The organism is Caulobacter sp. 17J80-11 (assembly GCF_014349105.1).
GTDB lineage: Bacteria > Pseudomonadota > Alphaproteobacteria > Caulobacterales > Caulobacteraceae > 17J80-11.
Genome location: NZ_JACSJI010000004.1, coordinates 133,609 through 150,128 on the forward strand (window position 1 = coordinate 133,609; position 16,520 = coordinate 150,128).

At 72.7% G+C, this 16,520-nt stretch carries 21 protein-coding genes; 14 read left to right on the forward strand and 7 right to left on the reverse strand.

Going from position 1 to position 16,520, the window contains the following annotated elements; genetic code table 11:
- Positions 1-4: 4 nt before the first annotated feature.
- Positions 5-700 carry a hemolysin III family protein gene (locus H8B08_RS06105; protein ID WP_187449314.1) on the forward strand — a complete coding sequence of 232 codons (696 nt, stop codon included), beginning with the start codon at positions 5-7 and terminating at the stop codon, positions 698-700.
- Positions 701-752: 52 nt separating this feature from the next.
- Positions 753-1,319, forward strand: a complete 567-nt coding sequence (locus H8B08_RS06110) for a hypothetical protein (protein ID WP_187449315.1) — start codon at positions 753-755, stop codon at positions 1,317-1,319.
- Between the two features lie 141 nt (positions 1,320-1,460).
- On the opposite strand, the gene H8B08_RS06115 is transcribed toward H8B08_RS06110, so the two are convergent.
- Both H8B08_RS06115 and H8B08_RS06120 read right to left on the reverse strand, forming a co-directional pair.
- On the reverse strand, positions 1,461-1,769 hold the full coding sequence (locus H8B08_RS06115) for a phasin family protein (protein WP_187449316.1): 309 nt from the start codon (positions 1,767-1,769) through the stop codon (positions 1,461-1,463).
- Positions 1,770-1,813: 44 nt separating this feature from the next.
- On the reverse strand, positions 1,814-2,596 hold the full coding sequence (locus H8B08_RS06120; protein WP_187449317.1) for a DUF6065 family protein: 783 nt from the start codon (positions 2,594-2,596) through the stop codon (positions 1,814-1,816).
- 255 nt (positions 2,597-2,851) lie between these two features.
- Here H8B08_RS06120 and H8B08_RS06125 point away from each other — a divergent pair, with 255 nt between their 5' ends.
- The 9 genes from H8B08_RS06125 (at position 2,852) to H8B08_RS18885 (ending at position 9,153) form a co-directional block, all read left to right on the forward strand.
- Positions 2,852-3,373, forward strand: coding sequence for a hypothetical protein (locus tag H8B08_RS06125; protein WP_187449318.1), 522 nt, complete (start codon positions 2,852-2,854; stop codon positions 3,371-3,373).
- A gap of 6 nt (positions 3,374-3,379) precedes the next feature.
- Positions 3,380-4,402, forward strand: a complete 1,023-nt coding sequence (locus H8B08_RS06130) for a patatin-like phospholipase family protein (RefSeq protein WP_187449319.1) — start codon at positions 3,380-3,382, stop codon at positions 4,400-4,402.
- Between the two features lie 292 nt (positions 4,403-4,694).
- Positions 4,695-4,910, forward strand: coding sequence for a hypothetical protein (locus H8B08_RS06135; RefSeq protein WP_187449320.1), 216 nt, complete (start codon positions 4,695-4,697; stop codon positions 4,908-4,910).
- A 246-nt stretch (positions 4,911-5,156) separates the two neighbouring features.
- Positions 5,157-6,332 (forward strand): Na+/H+ antiporter NhaA, encoded by a 1,176-nt coding sequence (gene nhaA, locus H8B08_RS06140; RefSeq protein WP_187449321.1) that lies wholly within the window; start codon positions 5,157-5,159, stop codon positions 6,330-6,332.
- A 133-nt stretch (positions 6,333-6,465) separates the two neighbouring features.
- The gene (locus H8B08_RS06145) at positions 6,466-6,666 is read left to right on the forward strand and encodes a hypothetical protein (protein ID WP_187449322.1); all 201 of its coding nucleotides are present in this window, start codon (positions 6,466-6,468) and stop codon (positions 6,664-6,666) included.
- A gap of 76 nt (positions 6,667-6,742) precedes the next feature.
- Positions 6,743-6,979, forward strand: coding sequence for a hypothetical protein (locus tag H8B08_RS06150; protein WP_163263621.1), 237 nt, complete (start codon positions 6,743-6,745; stop codon positions 6,977-6,979).
- A 154-nt stretch (positions 6,980-7,133) separates the two neighbouring features.
- The gene (locus H8B08_RS06155; RefSeq protein ID WP_187449323.1) at positions 7,134-7,775 is read left to right on the forward strand and encodes a hypothetical protein; all 642 of its coding nucleotides are present in this window, start codon (positions 7,134-7,136) and stop codon (positions 7,773-7,775) included.
- Between the two features lie 91 nt (positions 7,776-7,866).
- Positions 7,867-8,328, forward strand: a complete 462-nt coding sequence (locus H8B08_RS06160; protein ID WP_187449324.1) for a response regulator — start codon at positions 7,867-7,869, stop codon at positions 8,326-8,328.
- A 636-nt stretch (positions 8,329-8,964) separates the two neighbouring features.
- The gene (locus H8B08_RS18885; RefSeq protein WP_222934341.1) at positions 8,965-9,153 is read left to right on the forward strand and encodes a hypothetical protein; all 189 of its coding nucleotides are present in this window, start codon (positions 8,965-8,967) and stop codon (positions 9,151-9,153) included.
- 185 nt (positions 9,154-9,338) lie between these two features.
- Here the strand turns inward: H8B08_RS18885 and H8B08_RS06170 are convergent, their stop codons facing one another.
- Together H8B08_RS06170 and H8B08_RS06175 are read right to left on the reverse strand one after the other, a co-directional pair.
- Complete coding sequence (locus H8B08_RS06170; protein WP_255500694.1) at positions 9,339-10,622, reverse strand: dipeptidase; 1,284 nt, start codon at positions 10,620-10,622, stop codon at positions 9,339-9,341.
- Between the two features lie 67 nt (positions 10,623-10,689).
- The gene (locus H8B08_RS06175) at positions 10,690-11,169 is read right to left on the reverse strand and encodes a hypothetical protein (protein WP_187449325.1); all 480 of its coding nucleotides are present in this window, start codon (positions 11,167-11,169) and stop codon (positions 10,690-10,692) included.
- A gap of 137 nt (positions 11,170-11,306) precedes the next feature.
- On the opposite strand from H8B08_RS06175, the gene H8B08_RS06180 reads away from it, so the two are divergent.
- The gene (locus tag H8B08_RS06180; protein WP_187449326.1) at positions 11,307-12,236 is read left to right on the forward strand and encodes an alpha/beta fold hydrolase; all 930 of its coding nucleotides are present in this window, start codon (positions 11,307-11,309) and stop codon (positions 12,234-12,236) included.
- A gap of 183 nt (positions 12,237-12,419) precedes the next feature.
- Here the strand turns inward: H8B08_RS06180 and H8B08_RS06185 are convergent, their stop codons facing one another.
- Complete coding sequence (locus H8B08_RS06185) at positions 12,420-13,487, reverse strand: winged helix-turn-helix domain-containing protein (RefSeq protein ID WP_187449327.1); 1,068 nt, start codon at positions 13,485-13,487, stop codon at positions 12,420-12,422.
- Positions 13,488-13,614: 127 nt separating this feature from the next.
- Between H8B08_RS06185 and H8B08_RS06190 the strand changes: the two genes are divergently transcribed.
- Together H8B08_RS06190 and H8B08_RS06195 are read left to right on the forward strand one after the other, a co-directional pair.
- Positions 13,615-14,460, forward strand: coding sequence for a CheR family methyltransferase (locus H8B08_RS06190; protein ID WP_187449328.1), 846 nt, complete (start codon positions 13,615-13,617; stop codon positions 14,458-14,460).
- A gap of 216 nt (positions 14,461-14,676) precedes the next feature.
- A complete protein-coding gene (locus H8B08_RS06195) occupies positions 14,677-15,057 on the forward strand; it encodes a GFA family protein (RefSeq protein WP_187449329.1) in 381 nt (126 codons plus the stop codon).
- Positions 15,058-15,229: 172 nt separating this feature from the next.
- Here H8B08_RS06195 and H8B08_RS06200 read toward each other — a convergent pair whose 3' ends face one another.
- Complete coding sequence (locus tag H8B08_RS06200; protein WP_187449330.1) at positions 15,230-15,715, reverse strand: ATP-binding protein; 486 nt, start codon at positions 15,713-15,715, stop codon at positions 15,230-15,232.
- Positions 15,716-16,077: 362 nt separating this feature from the next.
- Positions 16,078-16,485, reverse strand: a complete 408-nt coding sequence (locus H8B08_RS06205) for a hypothetical protein (protein ID WP_187449331.1) — start codon at positions 16,483-16,485, stop codon at positions 16,078-16,080.
- Between the last annotated feature and the right edge of the window lie 35 nt (positions 16,486-16,520).

The window sequence follows — 16,520 nt, forward strand, 5'->3', positions numbered from 1 at the left end:
TCCGATGAACCTCCCGCTTCCGCCGGCCCTGGCTGACGCCCTGGCGCGCGTCGCCCCGCACTATCCCACCCGCGGCGAGCGGCTGGCCGACGCCTGGGTGCACGGGGTGGGGATCGCCTTCGCCGCCATCGGCGGGCTGGTGCTGCTGGGCCTGTCGATCTTCGGGCGGCTGGGCGTGGCGGCGACGGTGGCGGTGTCGGTCTACGCCGGCTGTCTGCTGGCCATGCTGATCGGCTCGGCCCTGTACAACTTCGCCAAGGGCGAGCGGCAGCAGCTGTTCCGCCGCTTCGATCACGCCGGCATCTTCCTGATGATCGCCGGCACCTACACGCCGTTCACGACCCTGGTGCTGCACGGCGGCTGGTCGATTGGCATGACCACGGCGGTATGGACGCTGGCGGCGGCCGGCGCCTTGGGCAAGCTGTTCCTCCCTGGTCTGGGCAAGAAGCTGTGGGTGGCGCTCTATGTGGCGCTGGGCTGGCTGATCGTCATCGCCATCCGGCCGCTGGCCGACGGCGTGTCGCTGGCCGCCCTGGTGCTGATCGCGGTCGGCGGCCTGGTCTATTCGACCGGCGTGCTGGTCTATCTGAAGAAGACCCTGCGTTTCCGCCGCGCGGTCTGGCACGGCTTCGTGGTCGCGGCGGCGGCCGTGCACTACGCCGCGGTGATGACCGCGGTGGTGTTCGCGCCCGCCTCCTGAGCCCGGGGCGCGGCTTCGGGCGTTGAGTCCTTCGAAAGCTGCGGAGCCCTCGTTGGACGTGGTCAGCCTGATCGCCGGCTTGCGCGACGACTACCAGGCGCAGTTCGCCGGTTTCGTCGACGTGCAGGTCCGCGCCCATCCCGAGGGCGCGCCGGAGGTGAAGCTGCGCCTCAGCGAAGGCTCGGGCCTGCTGCACGACCTGTTCTGCGTCGACTTCCTTGTCACCAGCGACGGCGCGCCCGAAGCCATCGAGCTGCACCCCGAGCCGCGCCCGGCCTTCGAGCCGTTCGACGGCGGGGTGGCGGGCGTGCGGGTGCGTTTCGAGGACCTGCGCTGGGACGACGCCACCTTCCGCTACGCCGGCGGCGCGCCCGATCCGGAAAGCCTGGCCCTGTGGTTCCTGACCTGGTTCGACCCGCACGAGCTGCGCGGCGAGGCCGCCAACGACGAGGACGCCGACCTTTCGGGGGTGATCCATTCGGTGTCGCTGACCGACGGGGCCATGCACGTCGACTTCGGCACCGCGCCGCCCGAGGCGTTCTGGGAGCTGCTGCAGGTCCTGGCCGACGGCGGCGTCGCGGCCGTGACGGTCGGGGCGGGGAAGGACGGCGCGACCTAGGTATACCCCGGTTCGTCATCCGGCCGCAGCGGAGCGGAGAGCGGGGCCCAGGTCTCGCGGCCTTGAGGTCGAGCTTGCTGGGTCCCGGATAAGCGCTGCGCGCTTTCCGGGATGACGGTCATCTGAATGCGAAAGGGGTGGCTACCTCTGCGGCGCGCCTCGGCCGGTGTTGAAGCTCTCCATCGCCATGGCCGCCAGCTTGGGCGCTTCGCGCAGGTAGGCGTCGCCGCAGCGGGCCGCCCAGCGCTGCTGCACGTCCATCACGTCGGAGACGTCCTTGCACGCGGCCAGCGCCTGCAGCGTCTGGCGGTCGTCCTCCAGCCGCCGGGCCATGAAGGCGACGTACTCGCTCTGCATGCGGCGCACGCCCTCCCAGTAGGGGGCGCCGATGTCTGCGAAACCGCCGGAAAAGGCGGTGGGGCGTCGGTCGCTGTCGTCCGGGCGGGCCATGGCGGGTCTCCTCGTTCAGCTGTCGATGGGGGCGCGCGGCCCCGTTATTCCTGCACGTCCTCGTCGGGCGGCGCCTGCGCCTCGGCCGCGCCGGCCGGACGGAAGGCTTTCAGGCGCAGCTTGGTGCGGTGGTCGGCGGCGCCCGGTTCGCCGGTGGCGTCGACGCCGCGGTAGTAGTGCTTCTGCCAGCGGTCGGCCCCGGCCTCGGGCTGCTGAGCCGCCACCTGGGCCTGGAAGGCGTTGCGGTCGCGGCTCCACAGCTCGAACTGCGACTTCAGCTCCGGGTCTTCGTCCATCGAGCGGAACACCGGCTCGAAGCTCTCCACCGCCTCGCGCTGGACCGGGAAGATGAAGCAGATCGGCTCGCCCTTCTCGAAGCGCACCGTCCGCCAGGCCTTGGTGAAACGCCAGTTCATCGTGAAGGTGAAGGGGGCCCAGTCGGTCTCAACGACCCCGGTCAGCGGCTGGATGGCGTGCTTGAAGCGGTTGGGCGAGCCGCCGACCCACAGGTTCCAGCCCGGCGGCGTGCGGAACAGCCCCTGGATGTGCCAGGTCAGCACCGCCTGGCCGAAGATCGACACGGGCGCATCGTGCGGGGCGGTGCCCGCAGCGGGGCGCACGCCCACGCCGTCGGTCCCCATGGTCCCGTTCCAGGTCGCCTCCACGTCGCACGGCGAGAGCACCTCCCAGCCGTGCGCGTTGGCCACGTTCAGCGGCAGGCAGCGGTAGGGAAACTGCTGGGGCGCGGCGTCCATCCAGTCGCGCTTGGCCGGGGCCGGGCGGATGTTCGGCTCCCAGCCGGGGTAGCGATAGCAGATCAGCTCCATGGGCGGCGTAACCGGCGGGGAGGCCTTCGTGATCCAAATCCTCCCCTGAGCGAAGCGGTGGGGGAGGGGGACCGCGAAGCGGTGGAGGGGGCTCCAGCGGAGCGCGTCACCTCAGCTGCGCCGTCGCGCCAAGACGAGCCCCCTCGCATGGTCCCCCTCCCCCAAGGGGGGAGGATTGGGCGCCTCAGGTCTTCACCCGATAGCCGCCCCGAGCCCGGCGGTGTCTCCTCGCGCCCCCGCAGCCGGAGATCTCCCATGTCCACGTCCGCCGCGAGCGAGCGCCGTTTCCTGTCCCAGGACGAGCTGGAAGTGGTGGGCAAGACCCACTATCCGGCCGTCGCCGACCTCGACGCCGATGCGCTGCGCGAAACCCGCAAGCGCCTGCGCGACCTGCGCGACAAGGCCCGCACCCAGTCGCGCGACCGCAAGCGCACGGTGGCCCGCGCCAAGGGCGGCCGGGGCTCCGCGGCCGAGGCGACGAAGGGCGAGCCGCACGCGCGGCGCAAGCAGATCTTCAGCCAGGCCCTGCAGCGCACCAATCGCCAGCTGCAGCGCCTCGAGCACGCCGAGGCGCGCGCCGTCACCGTCGCCGGCAAGCGCCGGGCGCTGGCCATGGTGCGCCGGGCCGAGCAGCCGGCCCGCCCGGCCAGCCGCACCGCCGGCCGCGGCATGCGCGCCAACCCCAGCCTGCGCCGCGCAGAGGGCGTGCCGCCGGACAAGGTCGGCTCGGTCTCCGCCGCCGGGCGCCGGGCCCAGGCCAAGCGCGACGCCGGCTAACCCGGCGTGGTCGATCGGGCGCCGATCCGGCTGGACCTGGCGCTGCAGGGCGGCGGCTCGCACGGGGCCTTCACCTGGGGCGTGCTGGACCGGCTGCTGGAAGAGCCGTGGGTCGAGGTCGACGGCGTGTCGGGCACCTCGGCCGGCGCGATGAACGCCTGCGTGCTGGTCGACGGCCTGGCCGCCGGCGGCGCCGAGGGCGGGCGCGCCGCCCTGGCCCGGTTCTGGGGCGCGGTGGCCGAGGCGGCGAGGTTCAGCCCGTTCCGGCGCGCGCCGTGGGACTGGTTCTCCGGCGACTGGAGCCTGGACCGCTCGCCGGCCTACCTGGCCATGGACCTGACCGCCCGGCTGTTCTCGCCCTACGACCTCAATCCGGGCGGCGGCAATCCGCTGGAGGCGGTGCTGGCCGATTGCGTCGACTTCAAGCGGCTGGCCGCGTCGCCCGTCCGGGTGTTCGTCACCGCCACCAACGTGCGCTCCGGGCGGGGGCGGGTGTTCCGCAACGCCGAGCTGACGCCGGACGTGCTGCTGGCCTCGGCCTGCCTGCCCACCCTGTTCCAGGCGGTGGAGATCGACGGCGAGCCCTACTGGGACGGCGGCTATTCCGGCAATCCGACCATCACGCCGCTGGTGCGTGAGTGCTCCAGCCAGGACGTGGTGCTGGTCCAGATCAATCCGGTGGCGTGCGTCAAGCCGATGCGAAGCGCGCGCGAAATCCACAATCGGATCAACGAGGTGGCCTTCAATGCTACGCTTCTGAAGGAGCTGCGGATGATCGCGCTGCTGAAGCGCGCGGTCGACCCCGGTCCCGGCGAGCCGGCCAGCTGGGCGGGCATGCGCGTGCACCGCATCGCCAGCCCGGCGCTGGCCAGGCTGGGGGCCTCGTCCAAGCTGAACGCCGAGGGGGCGTTCCTGGAGCTCTTGCGCGACGAGGGGAGGGCGGCCGCGGACGCGTTCCTGACCGCGCACGCGGCGGATCTGGGCGTGCGCTCCACGCTGGACATCGACGCGTTGCTGGAGGGGGTTTGAGGCCGGCCGCAGGCGATCATCAACGACCGTCATCCCGGCCGTAGGTCCGCGCAGCGGGCCGGAGAGCCGGGACCCAGCCGGCGCGGCGCTCGTTGCAGCGCGGATTTCGCAGCGTGCAGGTCGAGCTTGCTGGGTCCCGGCTCTGCGCTGCGCTTCGCTCCGCTACGGCCGGGATGACGGGAGTAGGGCTTAGCGGTCTTGCTTTCGCGCGCGAACAAAACGGGAACATTCCCTTGCCTCCCGCCCCCGCGCGGCCGTAGGAGTCTCCCGTCCGTCTGCGTGGGAGAGTCCGATGTCCGAGGTCCGTCTGTTGGCGCGCTGCACGCGGCCGGCCTGCGAGGGGGCGGCGGCGCTGGATCCGGCCGCGGTCTACGGCGGACGGCGCTGGTGGCCGGCGGCCGGCACGGTGTCGGACCGCTTCCGCTGCCGCTGCGGCGGGCGCACCGCGCGGCTGCACTACGTCGCCCCGGAGGCGGCGAGCGGCGAGGGGGTGTTCCTGTTCGCGTAACTCAAGATCTCCCCCGCCGGGGGGAGCCGCCGCCCGCAGGGCGGCGTGGGGGCCTCCAGCGGAGCGCGCGGGATCCGTCGCGCCGACGGTCGCGCCAGTTGATGCCGGACACTCCGCTGGAGGCCCCCAAGCGGCTTCGCCGCCTGCTCCCCCCGAGGGGGGAGATCTTGACCTTCCAGCTCCCGATTTCGCTTCGTTCAGCCCTGGCCGGGCGCCATAACGACCGCCGGTTTCTGGAGTGCGCCCATGTCCGCCGCCGCCCGCCGCTTCTCCGTCATCCGGCGGTTCCTGGAGAGCGAGGCCTCCGGGGGCGTGGTGCTGATGGTCGCCGCGGGCCTGGCCCTGCTGGTGGCCAACTCGCCGGCCGGCGGGGAATACTTCCACCTGCTGCACCTGCCGCTGTTCGGCTCGACCCTGCTGCACTGGGTCAACGACGGGCTGATGGCCCTGTTCTTCCTGCTGGTCGGGCTCGAGATCAAACGCGAGATGCTGGACGGCGAGCTGTCCACCTGGTCGCGCCGCGCTCTGCCGGGCATAGCCGCGGTCGGCGGCATGGCCGTGCCGGCCCTGATCTACGCGGCGCTGAACTGGACCAGCCCCGAGACCCTGCGCGGCTGGGCCATTCCGGCGGCCACCGACATCGCCTTCGCGCTGGGGGTGATGGCGCTGCTGGGCAAGCGGGTCCCGTCGTCGCTGAAGGTGTTCCTGGCGGCGTTGGCCATCATCGACGACCTCGGCGCGGTGCTGATCATCGCCCTGTTCTACACCGAGGACCTGTCGCTGGCCTGGCTGGGCGGGGCGGCGGGCCTGTGCGTGGCGCTGTTCGTCCTGAACCGGCTGCGGGTCATGCGGCTGACGCCCTACCTGATCCTGGGCGCGGCGCTCTGGGTCTGCGTGCTGAAGTCGGGGGTGCACGCCACCCTGGCCGGCGTGGCGCTGGCCCTGTTCATCCCGTTGAAGCCCGCGCCGGCCGCGCCCGACAACGTCCACTCGCCCCTGCACCGGCTGGAATACGCGCTGGCCGCCTGGGTCGCCTTCCTGATCGTGCCGGTGTTCGGCTTCGCCAACGCCGGGGTGTCGCTGGCCGGTTTCAACCTGGCGACCATGCTCGAGCCGGTGCCGTTGGGCGTGGCGGCCGGTTTGTTCCTGGGCAAGCAGTTCGGCGTGTTCGCGGCTTCGTGGGCGGCGATCAAATTCAAGTTGGCCGAGCTGCCGGCGTGCGCGGCGTGGAACCAACTCTATGGCGTCAGCGTCCTGTGCGGAATCGGGTTCACCATGAGCCTGTTCATCGGCCTGCTGGCCTTCGACGACCCGCACCACCAGTCCGCGGTCAAGCTGGGCGTGCTGGTCGGCTCCGGCCTCAGCGGCGTGATCGGCTGGCTGATCCTGCGCCTGTCCAGCGGGCGGGCTCCGCAGGCATAAGCCCGGGCCGGGGCGAGATGTCGCGGGCGGCGCGCCGCCTTGGCTGTTGCTCGCCCTGGTTTCCGCCCTCAGTCTTCAAGTCAAGGCTGGAGGGCGACAAGTAGTTAATTCCCGCAATCATCGGGAGGATCACATGCGTTTCTATCAATTCTACGGACTGAATTCAGAGAACGACGTCGTCTCCGCAGACGACGTGCTGTGCCGCGACGACGAGGTGGCGCGCGGCCTCATCCAGGAGCGGCTGGAGCGTTTCCCCACGGTGGAGCTGTGGGACGCCGGGCGGCGCGTCTGCCGGCTGGAGGGCGGCTCGGGACCGTCCGGCTTCATCCTGTGACGCCTGGATTTTCCGCCTCCCCGTGCAGAACCGCGCGGGGAGGGACCCCCGGCCGGGCCTTGGACGTTCTTCTCGCATGACCTGGCTGGAGACCCTTGGGCGCGACGGCGGCGCCTGGCGGGTGGCCGAGCGCAGCGACGCCGGCTTCACCATCGTTCCCGCCGAAGACGACGAGGCGGGCTTCCTCGCCTTCCAGGCGGTGGCCCAGGACGCGCTGGACCGCGCCGACGACAGCTACCGCGCCCTGCCGCACCGCGCCGGCGACCACGAAACCGTGGGCTGGGACGCGGTGACGATCGAGTTTCTTCACTAGGTGGAGCGGGCGCTCCGCTCAAATCATCGTCACCCTCGGGACAAGCCCGAGGGTGACGTTTGTGTGTGGTCCCCCCCCCCCCGGGAACAACCTCCACCGTTCGCAGCTTTACCGTTTCGACGGCTGAGGGGCCGCCGCCGCGGGGAGGCGGGGGATGGACGACATCGGGGTTTCGGCGCTGGCGCCGCTGGCCTGGCCGGCGTGGGCGTTCGCCTGCGCCTTCCTCACGCGATCGGCGGCGGTGGCCGCCTGCCGCGGCGCGCTGGGGGTGGGGCGGGCCTGGCTGGTGGCCTACGCCCTGTGGCCGGTGCTGTTCCTGCTGGGCACGGGCCTGAGCGCGCTGGCCGGCGCGGGCCTGGCCGCCTTCGAGCTCACCGCCGCCTGGCTGGATCCGGTCTATGCGCCGTGGGGCGTGCCGCTCTTGTGCGGCGCGCCGGCGGTGATGCTGGCCGACGCTCTGCGCGGCCGGCGCGGACGCCTGGCCACCGCCATGCGCGCGGCTTCGGGCCGGGTGCGCCGCCTGGCCCGCGAGCGGGTGCCCGAGGCCTGGGTGTCCGGCTCCGACGGCGGCGAGGGCGTGACGCCCCGGCCGCCCGGCTGGTGGTTCCACGCCTCGACCGACGCCGAGCGCGACCGCCTGGCCGCCGATCCGCGCTTGGTCGCCGACGTGCGCGCGGCCCTGCTGGACGCCGGCTGCCCGCCCAACGAGGTCGCCCGCATGTGGTTCCGCTTCGAGAGCCAGGAGAGCGTGGATCGCGATTTCCAGGGCGACTGGTGGTGGGCGCTGGAGCGCTGAAAGAAACCAAGATTTTAAGTCCCGATTAGCCCAGATGGGCGAAGCTTGGCCGTGAGTGTGTGTGCGCGCGGGGGCGCGCGGGGGGCTGATCATGGGGCAGGCGTGGAGCGCGCGGTTCGACGCGCGCGTGAACGACGACGCAGCTGACGAGGCCGCGCCCGAGGCCGGACCGCCGCTGCGGGTGCTCGCCGCCGACGACCATCCCACCAACCGCCGTCTGGTCGAGGCCATGCTGGGCGCCATGGGCGTCGAGGTGGTCTCGGTCGAGGACGGGGCCCAGGCGCTGGCGGCCTTCGGCGGCGGCGGCTTCGACCTCGTCCTGATGGACCTGCGCATGCCGGTGATGGACGGCCTGACCGCGGTCGCCGCCATCCGCAAGCTGGAGGCCGAGGAAGGCCGGGTGCGCACGCCCATCCTGATCCTCAGCGCCCACGCCCTGCCCGAACACCAGGAAGCCGGCCGCGCCGCCGGCGCCGACGCCCACCTGGCCAAGCCGGTGGCGGCGGCGGATCTCTACGCGGCGATGGAGCGGTTGCTGGAGGCGGCGGCGTAGCCCACACCGTCACCCTCGGGCTTGTCCCGAGGGCCCAGCGTTCCGTTCGCACGCTCTCGTCGGGTTTCACGACGCCGCTATCCGCTGCGGACGGCCAAACCGCGTGCGTTCGCCACCCTGGGCCCTCGGGACAAGCCCGAGGGTGACGCTAAAAGGGGAAACGGGCGGTCGGGGCCGCGCACCCCTGCGCCTTGATCGGCATCTCAAATGGTCGTCACCCTCGGGCTTGTCCCGAGGGCCCAGGGTTCCGCTCGCACGATCCCGTCGGGTCTCACGCACTGCTATCGGCTGCGAACGGCCGAGCCGTGGTGCGGCTGACGGCTGGGCCCTCGGGACAAGCCCGAGGGTGACGCTAAAGGGCGAGGCTCTGCTATGTGGTCCCAACTGCAGGAGGGACCACATGCGCGAGAACGTCGACGAGATCCAGGGCGCCTGCCACTGCGGGACCGTCAAGTTCACTGCGCGGCTGAGCGACGGCCTGCGCACGGCGCGGCGGTGCACCTGCTCGCTCTGCCGGATGCGCGGCGCGGTGGCGGTGTCGGCCGAGCTGGGCGGGGTGACCGTGACCGCCGGGGCCGAGGCGCTGACCAGCTACCGGTTCAACACCGGCGCGGCGCAGCACTGGTTCTGCTCGGTGTGCGGGATCTACACCCACACCAGCGCCGCTCGAACCCCGACCAGTACGGCGTCAACGTCGCCTGCCTGGAGGGCGTCAGCCCGTTCGACTTCGCCGAAGTCGTGGTCATGGACGGGGTCGCGCACCCCACCGACACCGGCCGGGCGCGGGTGGCCGGCGTGCTGCGCTACGAGGCGGCTGAGGAGTAATCCTTCTCCCTGTGGGAGAAGGATGGGACCCGCGCACCGGAGCGTAAGCGCAGGTCCGCGCGGGAGGATGAGGGGTTAGGGACGGCGCCGGGCTTCGCGCCAGGTTCTGAACGCTCCCGTGACCCTCACCCTCCCACGCCGCTAAAGCGGCGCGGGCCCCTCCCTCTCCCGACCGGGAGAGGGGATCAGTGCGCCGCCGCTTCGATCTTCATGTGCGACGGCGCCTCGCCCTGCATCTCCTTCGCCACCGCCTCGACCCGGCGCATGACGCGCAGGACGTTCTCGCCGGTCAGCTTGCGCAGGTCGGCTTCGGTCCAGCCGCGGCGGGACAGCTCGGCCAGCAGGGCGGGGTAGGCGTCGACGCCGCTGAGGCCTTCGGGCGTGGAGGTGATGCCGTCGAAGTCGCCGCCCAGGCCCACGTGGTCGATGCCGGCCACGTGGCGCACGTACTCGATATGGTCGGCGACGTTGGTCAGGCTGGCGCTCGGCGCCGGGTTGTCGCGCTCCCAGGCGGCGAACTCGGCCGCCGCCGCTTCGGCGTCAGTCGGGTAGAGCTCGGCCAGCTTCTTCTTGACGGCGGCGGCCGCCTTGGCCCGCCCGGCCACCTCGGGCGAGACGAAGCCCGGCACGAATGTGACCATGACCACCCCGCCGTTCCCGGCCGCCGCCTTCAGCAGCTCGTCGGGCACGTTGCGCGGCACGTCGGTCAGGGCGCGAGCGGCGGAGTGGGAGAAGATCACCGGCGCCCTCGTGACCCTCAGGGCGTCGCGCACCGTGTCGTCGGACACGTGGCTGAGGTCGACGATCATGCCCAGCCGGTTCATCTCGCGCACCACCTCTTCGCCGAAGGGCGACAGACCGCCGTGGGCGGGGGTGTCGGTGCCGCTGTCGGCCCAGGCGGTGTTGGAGGTGTGGGTCAGCGTCATGTAGCGCGCGCCCAACGCGTGGAAGGCGCGCAGCACGGCCAGCGAGTCGTCGATCGAGTGGCCGCCCTCGACCCCGATCAGCGAGGCGATGCGGCCCTGGCGGTGGATGCGCTCCACGTCGTCGGCGGTGGTCGCCAGCTCGAACACGTCGGGGTGGGCGCGGGCCAGGTCGCGGACCAGCTGGATCTGCTCCAGCGTCGCCTGCACGGCGTCGGCCCCCTTCAGCTCGACCGGCACCCACACCGACCAGAACTGGCCGCCCAGGCCGCCCTTCCTCAGGCGCGGGATGTCGGTGTGCAGCGGGGGCGTGCGCGTCGCCGCGTCGGCCAGCAGGGTCGCGCGGGCCGGGTCGGAGCCGAAGTTTTCGCGGATCTCCCAGGCCAGGTCGTTGTGCCCGTCCACCAGCGGCGTGCGCTTCAGCACCCGCGCCGCCACGGCGTAGTCCTTGGCCGCGGGCTGGGCCGGCTCGGCCGCGTGGGCGGCGCCGGCGGTCAGGACGACGGACGCCGCGGCGAGCGCGGCTGAGAGCATCTGTCGAGTCATCGGTCCCCCCGATCTGTAGGCGGACCGTGCCACGGCCGCCGGCTTCACGCTACCGGGCCGCGTCGCCTCATGCCACCGTGATCCATTCTTCGACGTTCTCCACCCGCCAGCCGTCCCGGTCACGGACGAGGTGGAGCAGCGCCCCGCCGTAGCGACTGCCGCTCGAGTACCCGACGACGGCCGTGGCACCGTCGGCGGCAATGTTCGGGGTCGAGAAGGCGTTGATCATCCCGTCACGATCCGTCGGCCCGTGGGCGACCAATTCCACCCAGTTCGGCAGCATCTCGGGGACGTGGCAGGCCCGGAGGTCGACGACGTGGCGCGGGAAATCGGCGGCGCGAGGCAGCTTCAGCGCCCACGCGGAGGCGGTGTGGTCGCTGAGGGAGACGCGTCCATAACGGCTCGGATCTTTTCCCTTCCACAGACCGTCGCCTGCCGCGCGCAGGATCGCGCACTCGTCGGCGGAGGGCGCCTGGGTCGGCAGGGTCGCGCAGCCGCCGAGCGCGACGGTCGCCGCGAGGGCGGCGGCGAGCTTGAGTTTCGTCATCGGTCCCCCCGATCAGTCGGTGGACGGTGCCACGGCGGGCGGGCCGCCGCCACCGCCTGGGCCCATCCCGTAGATTTCCCGACTCGCGGGGCGGGGCCGGCGCGGCGTAAGCGGGGCGCCTGGGGCGAGGGCGGGCTGTGCGCAGGATCTGGTTGGCTGGGGTGGCGGTTGCGGCGGCGCTGGCGGCGGGAGGAGCCGAGGCGAAGCCGCAACCGCCTCTTGGTCCCGGCGAGCACCAGGTGGTCGTGAACGGCGTGCGGCTCTGGTACCGCGTGGCCGGGCGCCCCGACGGGACGCCGGTCGTGTTCCTGCACGGCGGGCCGGGTGAGGGCAGCCAGGCCTTCGCCAAGCTGGCCGGGCCGGCCGTCGAGCCGGGCCTGCGCATGGTCTATCTGGACCAGCGCGGCGGCGGGCGCTCCGAGCGGCCGTGGACCAACGCCTATTCGCTGGACCTGCTGGTCGAGGACCTGGAGGCCCTGCGCGCGGCGTGGGGCGCGCCGAAGATCGACATAATCGGCCACAGTTTCGGGACCATCGTCGGTCTGGAGTATGCGGCCAGGCACCCGGACCGGGTGGCCCACCTGGTGCTGGCCGCCGCCGTGCCGGACATCCCCGCGGCGCTTGACCTGCAGTGCGCCCGGCTGGAGCGGATCGACCCGCAGGCCTATCAGGCCGCCGTCGCCAGCCGGCCGGAGGGCCGCCGCTGCAACGCCTTCGGCGCCGGCAAGGCCTTCGTCGACGCCAACATGTATCCGGACCCGGCCACCATGGCCGCGGTCGACGCGGCCGACGCCGAGGGCGGCCTGCGCAACACCGGCGAGATCGGCGCCGCCCTGTTCGGCGCGGGGCTGGAGGCCTACCGGTTCGGCCAGCCCGAGCGGCTGACCATGCCGGTGCTGGTGATCGCCGGGGCGAAGGACTTCCAGGCCTCGATCGAGCCGCAGCGGGCGCTGGTCGCCAACCTGCCGAACGCGCGCATGCTGGAATACGCCGACGACGGCCACTTCATGTTCGTGGAGGAGCCGGACCGGTTCGCGCGGGATGTGGCGGCGTTTCTCAAACACTGACCCTTCTCCCCTTGCGGGAGAGGGTAGCGGACGCGCCGCCCCGCTTATCGTCACCCTCGGGCTTGTCCCGAGGGCCCAGCGTTCAGCTCGCAGGTCCGCCTGAGATGTTCGCGCACCGGAGGTCTGGACCCTCGGGACAAGCCCGAGGGTGACGAACCGGGGCGGGCAGCGCGGCGCGACCTCTCACCTTTCCGCAAGGGGAGAGGGGTGGCGTCTGACGAGGATCATCGCCCCCACCAGGCACACCCCGAACAGCAGGCCCTCAAGCGCCCCGGTGACCGCCTGGCTGAGCGGGCCGAAGCCGCTCTCGCCGAACAGGGCGCCGAACGGGGCCAGCCGCAGGCGCGAGTCCGGGAAGCCGCGGGCCACCAGCTGCAGGCTGCCGCCCATCATCCGCCCGCCCAGCGTCGGGATCAGCCCGCCGGCCAGCGCCCCGCAGAGGCCCGCCACCGCCACCCCGCGCCGCGCCGAGCGTGTCTCGGCGATCCGGTCGCCCAGCCAGGCGCCCAGCCCCACCGCGCCGCCCAGCAGGGCGCCTTCCGGCGCGCCGGTGATGTCGCCGGGCGCATGGCCGAACAGCAGGTTGAAGGCGTCCAGGCCCAAGAGCTTCACCACCGCGCCGACCAGCAGGCCGCCGAGCGCGCCGCCCAGCACGCTCCAGGGCGACAACCGCCCGGGCGCGGCGCTGGCCGCCGCTATGCCGAAGCCGACGCCGGCCCCGCCGAGCACCGCGATCACCGCGGTCAGGCAGACCAGCACCAGGGCCACCGACACCGCCCCGGGGCCGGCCAAAGATTGCGAAGCGCCGACCACGCCGTAGAGCAGGCCCCCGACCACGCCGGCCGCGCCGCCGCCGACCGTTCCGGCCGCGCCCAGCCACAGCACGCGCCGCCAGGCGGGCGCAGGCTTCGCGCCGGCCGGGGCGGGGGCCTCGACCGCGGCGACCGGCGCGATGAAGCGATAGCCGTACTTCGGCACGGTCTCGATGAAGCGCGGGCTGGTCGCGTCGTCGCCCAGCCTACGGCGCAGCGTGCGGATGCACTGGGTCAGCGCCTCGTCGGTGACCGGCACGCCGCGCCAGACCTCGGCCAAAAAGCGGTCCTTGGGCACCAGCTTGCCGTGCTCGCGGACCAGCAGGGTCAGGGCGTCGAGATAGCGCGCGTTCAGCTCGACCGGCGCGTCGTCGAAACTGAGCCGCCGGTCGCGCGGGTCGAGCAGGAAGCGGTCGAAGCGAAAGCCGCCGGGGGGCAAGTCTGCGTGTCCTTAGAGTGCGCGCGCCCGCGGCGCCGGCTGCTTCGGGAAGCGTCGCGCAGGGGCGGCGGAAAGGCAATGGCGGTCCCGCTTGCGCCGGCGCCCGCGCGGGCGGAGCCTCGGGGGCGTGAACGACGGCGAATGCGCGGCCTTCCTGCAGTGGGCGCTGCCCCGCATCGACCTGCGCTGGGCGGGCTTTCGCAAGGTGCGCCGCCAGGTGTGCCGGCGGCTGCACCGGCGTGTGGCCGAGCTCGGGCTGGACGGATTGGCGGCTTATCGCGCGCGGCTGGAGGCCGATCCGCCCGAGTGGGCCGTGTTCGACACCATGTGCCGGATCACCATCTCCCGCTTCCACCGCGACCGCGGGGTGTTCGAGGCGGTGCGCCGCGAGGTCCTGCCCGACGTCGCCGCGCGAGCCCAGGCCGAGGGGCGGGCGGCCGAGGCCTGGTCGGCCGGCTGCGCCTCGGGCGAGGAGGCTTATACGGTGCGGGTGCTGTGGGACCTGGAGGTCGTGCCCGGCGCGCCGCTGAACGTGCTGGCCACCGACGTCGACCCGGCGATGATCGCACGGGCCCGGCAGGCCTGCTATGCGCCGGGCAGCCTGCGCGAACTGCCCCCGGGCCTGGTCGAGCGCGCCTTCGAGCGGCGGGGGCGCGAGGCCTGCCTAAAGCCCGAACACCGCGCCGGCGTCGACTTCGCGGCCCAGGACCTGCGCGCGGCCATGCCCGAGCGGGCCTTCGACCTGATCCTCTGCCGCTATCTGGCCTTCACCTACTTCGCCGAGCCGCTGCAGCGCCGCGTGCTGGCGGCGCTGGTGGAGCGGCTGCGGCCGGGCGGCTGGCTGGTGATCGGCACGCACGAGCGTCTGCCTGAGACGCCGGAGCTGGAGGCGGTTAGCCCGCAGGTGTTCAAACGCGTTCCCTCTCCCCTTGCGGGAGAGGGAGGGGCCCGGCGCGAAGCGACGGGAGGGTGAGGGGCGCGCGAGCTGTCCGACCTTCGCCACGGTAGATTTGAACGGTCGCGCGACCCCTCACCCTCCCACGCCTTCGCTACGCTCCGGCGCGGGCCCCTCCCTCTCCCGCAAGGGGAGAGGGGAGCTTGACTTCGATCGGCCGACCGGCGCCCGTTCAGCCGGGAGATCGAAGCCGGGGAGGGCGCGGGGCGCGCCCCTAACGAAGGGGAAACTCGCATGCACAAGGGCGCCTGCCTCTGCGGCGCGGTCCGGGTCGAGGTCGAGGGCGAGCTCGCCCAGCCGGACGCCTGCCACTGCAGCCAGTGCCGCCGCCAGTCCGGCCACTTCTGGGCCTCCACCGACCTGCCGCGCGAGCGGGTGAAGATCGACGGGGCCGAGAACCTGAGCTGGTATCAGGCCTCCGAGAAGGTGCGCCGCGGCTTCTGCTCGACCTGCGGCGCGTTCCTGTTCTGGGACCCGATCGGCCGGGACAAGATCGCCGTGGCCATGGGCGCCTTCGAGACGCCGACCGGCACGCGCCTGGCCAAGCACATCTTCACCGCCGACAAGGGCGACTACTACGACATCGCCGACGGCCTGCCGCAGAACAGTCAGTAGGCCCTTCTCCCGGCGGGAGAAGGAGGGGCCCGCGCCGCGAAGCGGCGTGGGAGGATGAGGGGTTACGGACGGCTGCCGGGCTCGGCGCTTCGTCCTGCCCCCTCCCGTTTCCCTCACCCTCCCACGCGCCTGGCAGCGCGCGGGTCCCTCCCTCTCCCGACCGGGAGAGGGATTAAGCCTGCCGCCACACCACCACTTCGAATCCTTCCTCCGGCGTCGGGGGCGCGAAGTAGCTGGTGATCAGCTCGAACTCCGCTTCGGTCGGCGCGAATTCGTGGGCGCCGGCGGCGTTGCGGGCGTGCAGGCGGCTCTTGCACAGGGCGTCGTCGGCCTCGAGCAGGTGCAGGCGGTGGGCGGCGCCGGCGGCCTCGTAAAGCCCCCGCATCCAGGCGCGGTTGGCCGGCGTGTTGGCGGGGAAGTCCAGCACCACCGACAGGCCGGCGGCCAGCAGCGCCGAGACGTGCTCGCCCATCGGGCCGCGCAGGCCGGCGGCGCCGCGGACGTAGTCGGCCACGCTCAGCATCTCGTCGGGGTAGAGGTGCTTCAGCCAGCGGTCCTCGCTGATCAGCACGGTGGAGGGCTCGGCGGCCAGGCGGGCGGCCAGGGTGGATTTGCCGGCGGCCATCTTGCCGCACAGCAGGTGCAGGGTGGGGGTCATGCGGAGCTCGCATTGAATGGGCGGCGCGTCGCAGCGCGCGGCCCGGATCTCGAACAATAGGCGACGAAAAGGCGTCCCGGCCCGGCGTTCAGGCCGGGCGGCGAATTCGCCGCGTCAGGCGCGCGGATTGGGGCGCGTTCGGATCCATGCGCTCAGGGTAGCGGAGGGGCCACCTGCTGAAAACCCTTCTCCCCGTGGGAGAAGGAGGGGCCCGCGCCGCGAAGCGGCGTGGGAGGATGAGGGGTTACAGGCGGTGCGGGGTTCGGTGCCTGGATCTGCGCCCTCCCGTTTCCCTCACCCTCCCACGCGCCTGACGGCGCGCGGGCCCCTCCCTCTCCCGACTGGGAGAGGGGGCGTGAAACCTAGCCCGCCTTCGCCGCTTCCGCCTCGCGTTCCTTGCGCAGATCCTCGGCGTGCTTGGTCATGGTCACCGGCGCGGTCGGCGCGTCCAGGCGGACCGGCGGCTGGCCTTCGGCGCCCGGCTTGGTCCACGGGTTCATGGAGATGCAGAAACCGCTGTAGCTGCCGCACTGGCGGATCTCGCCGGTGGTGCTGTCGACGACGACGATCACCCGCTCGTCGTCTTCGGTGACGGCCGCCGCCGGGTCGGTCGGGGCCTCGGCCCGCGCGATCTGGGGCCACACCTCGCCGGGTTCGTAGGCCCCGACGCCCTGATAGCGTCCCTCCGCGGCCGGGGCCGCTTCTTCCTTCTTCACGCACCCGCCCAGCACCGCCGCGGCGAGCACGCCGGCCGCCACCATCGCCCTCATCGCCGAACTCTCCGCGAACCCCTCGTGCGGGCGTG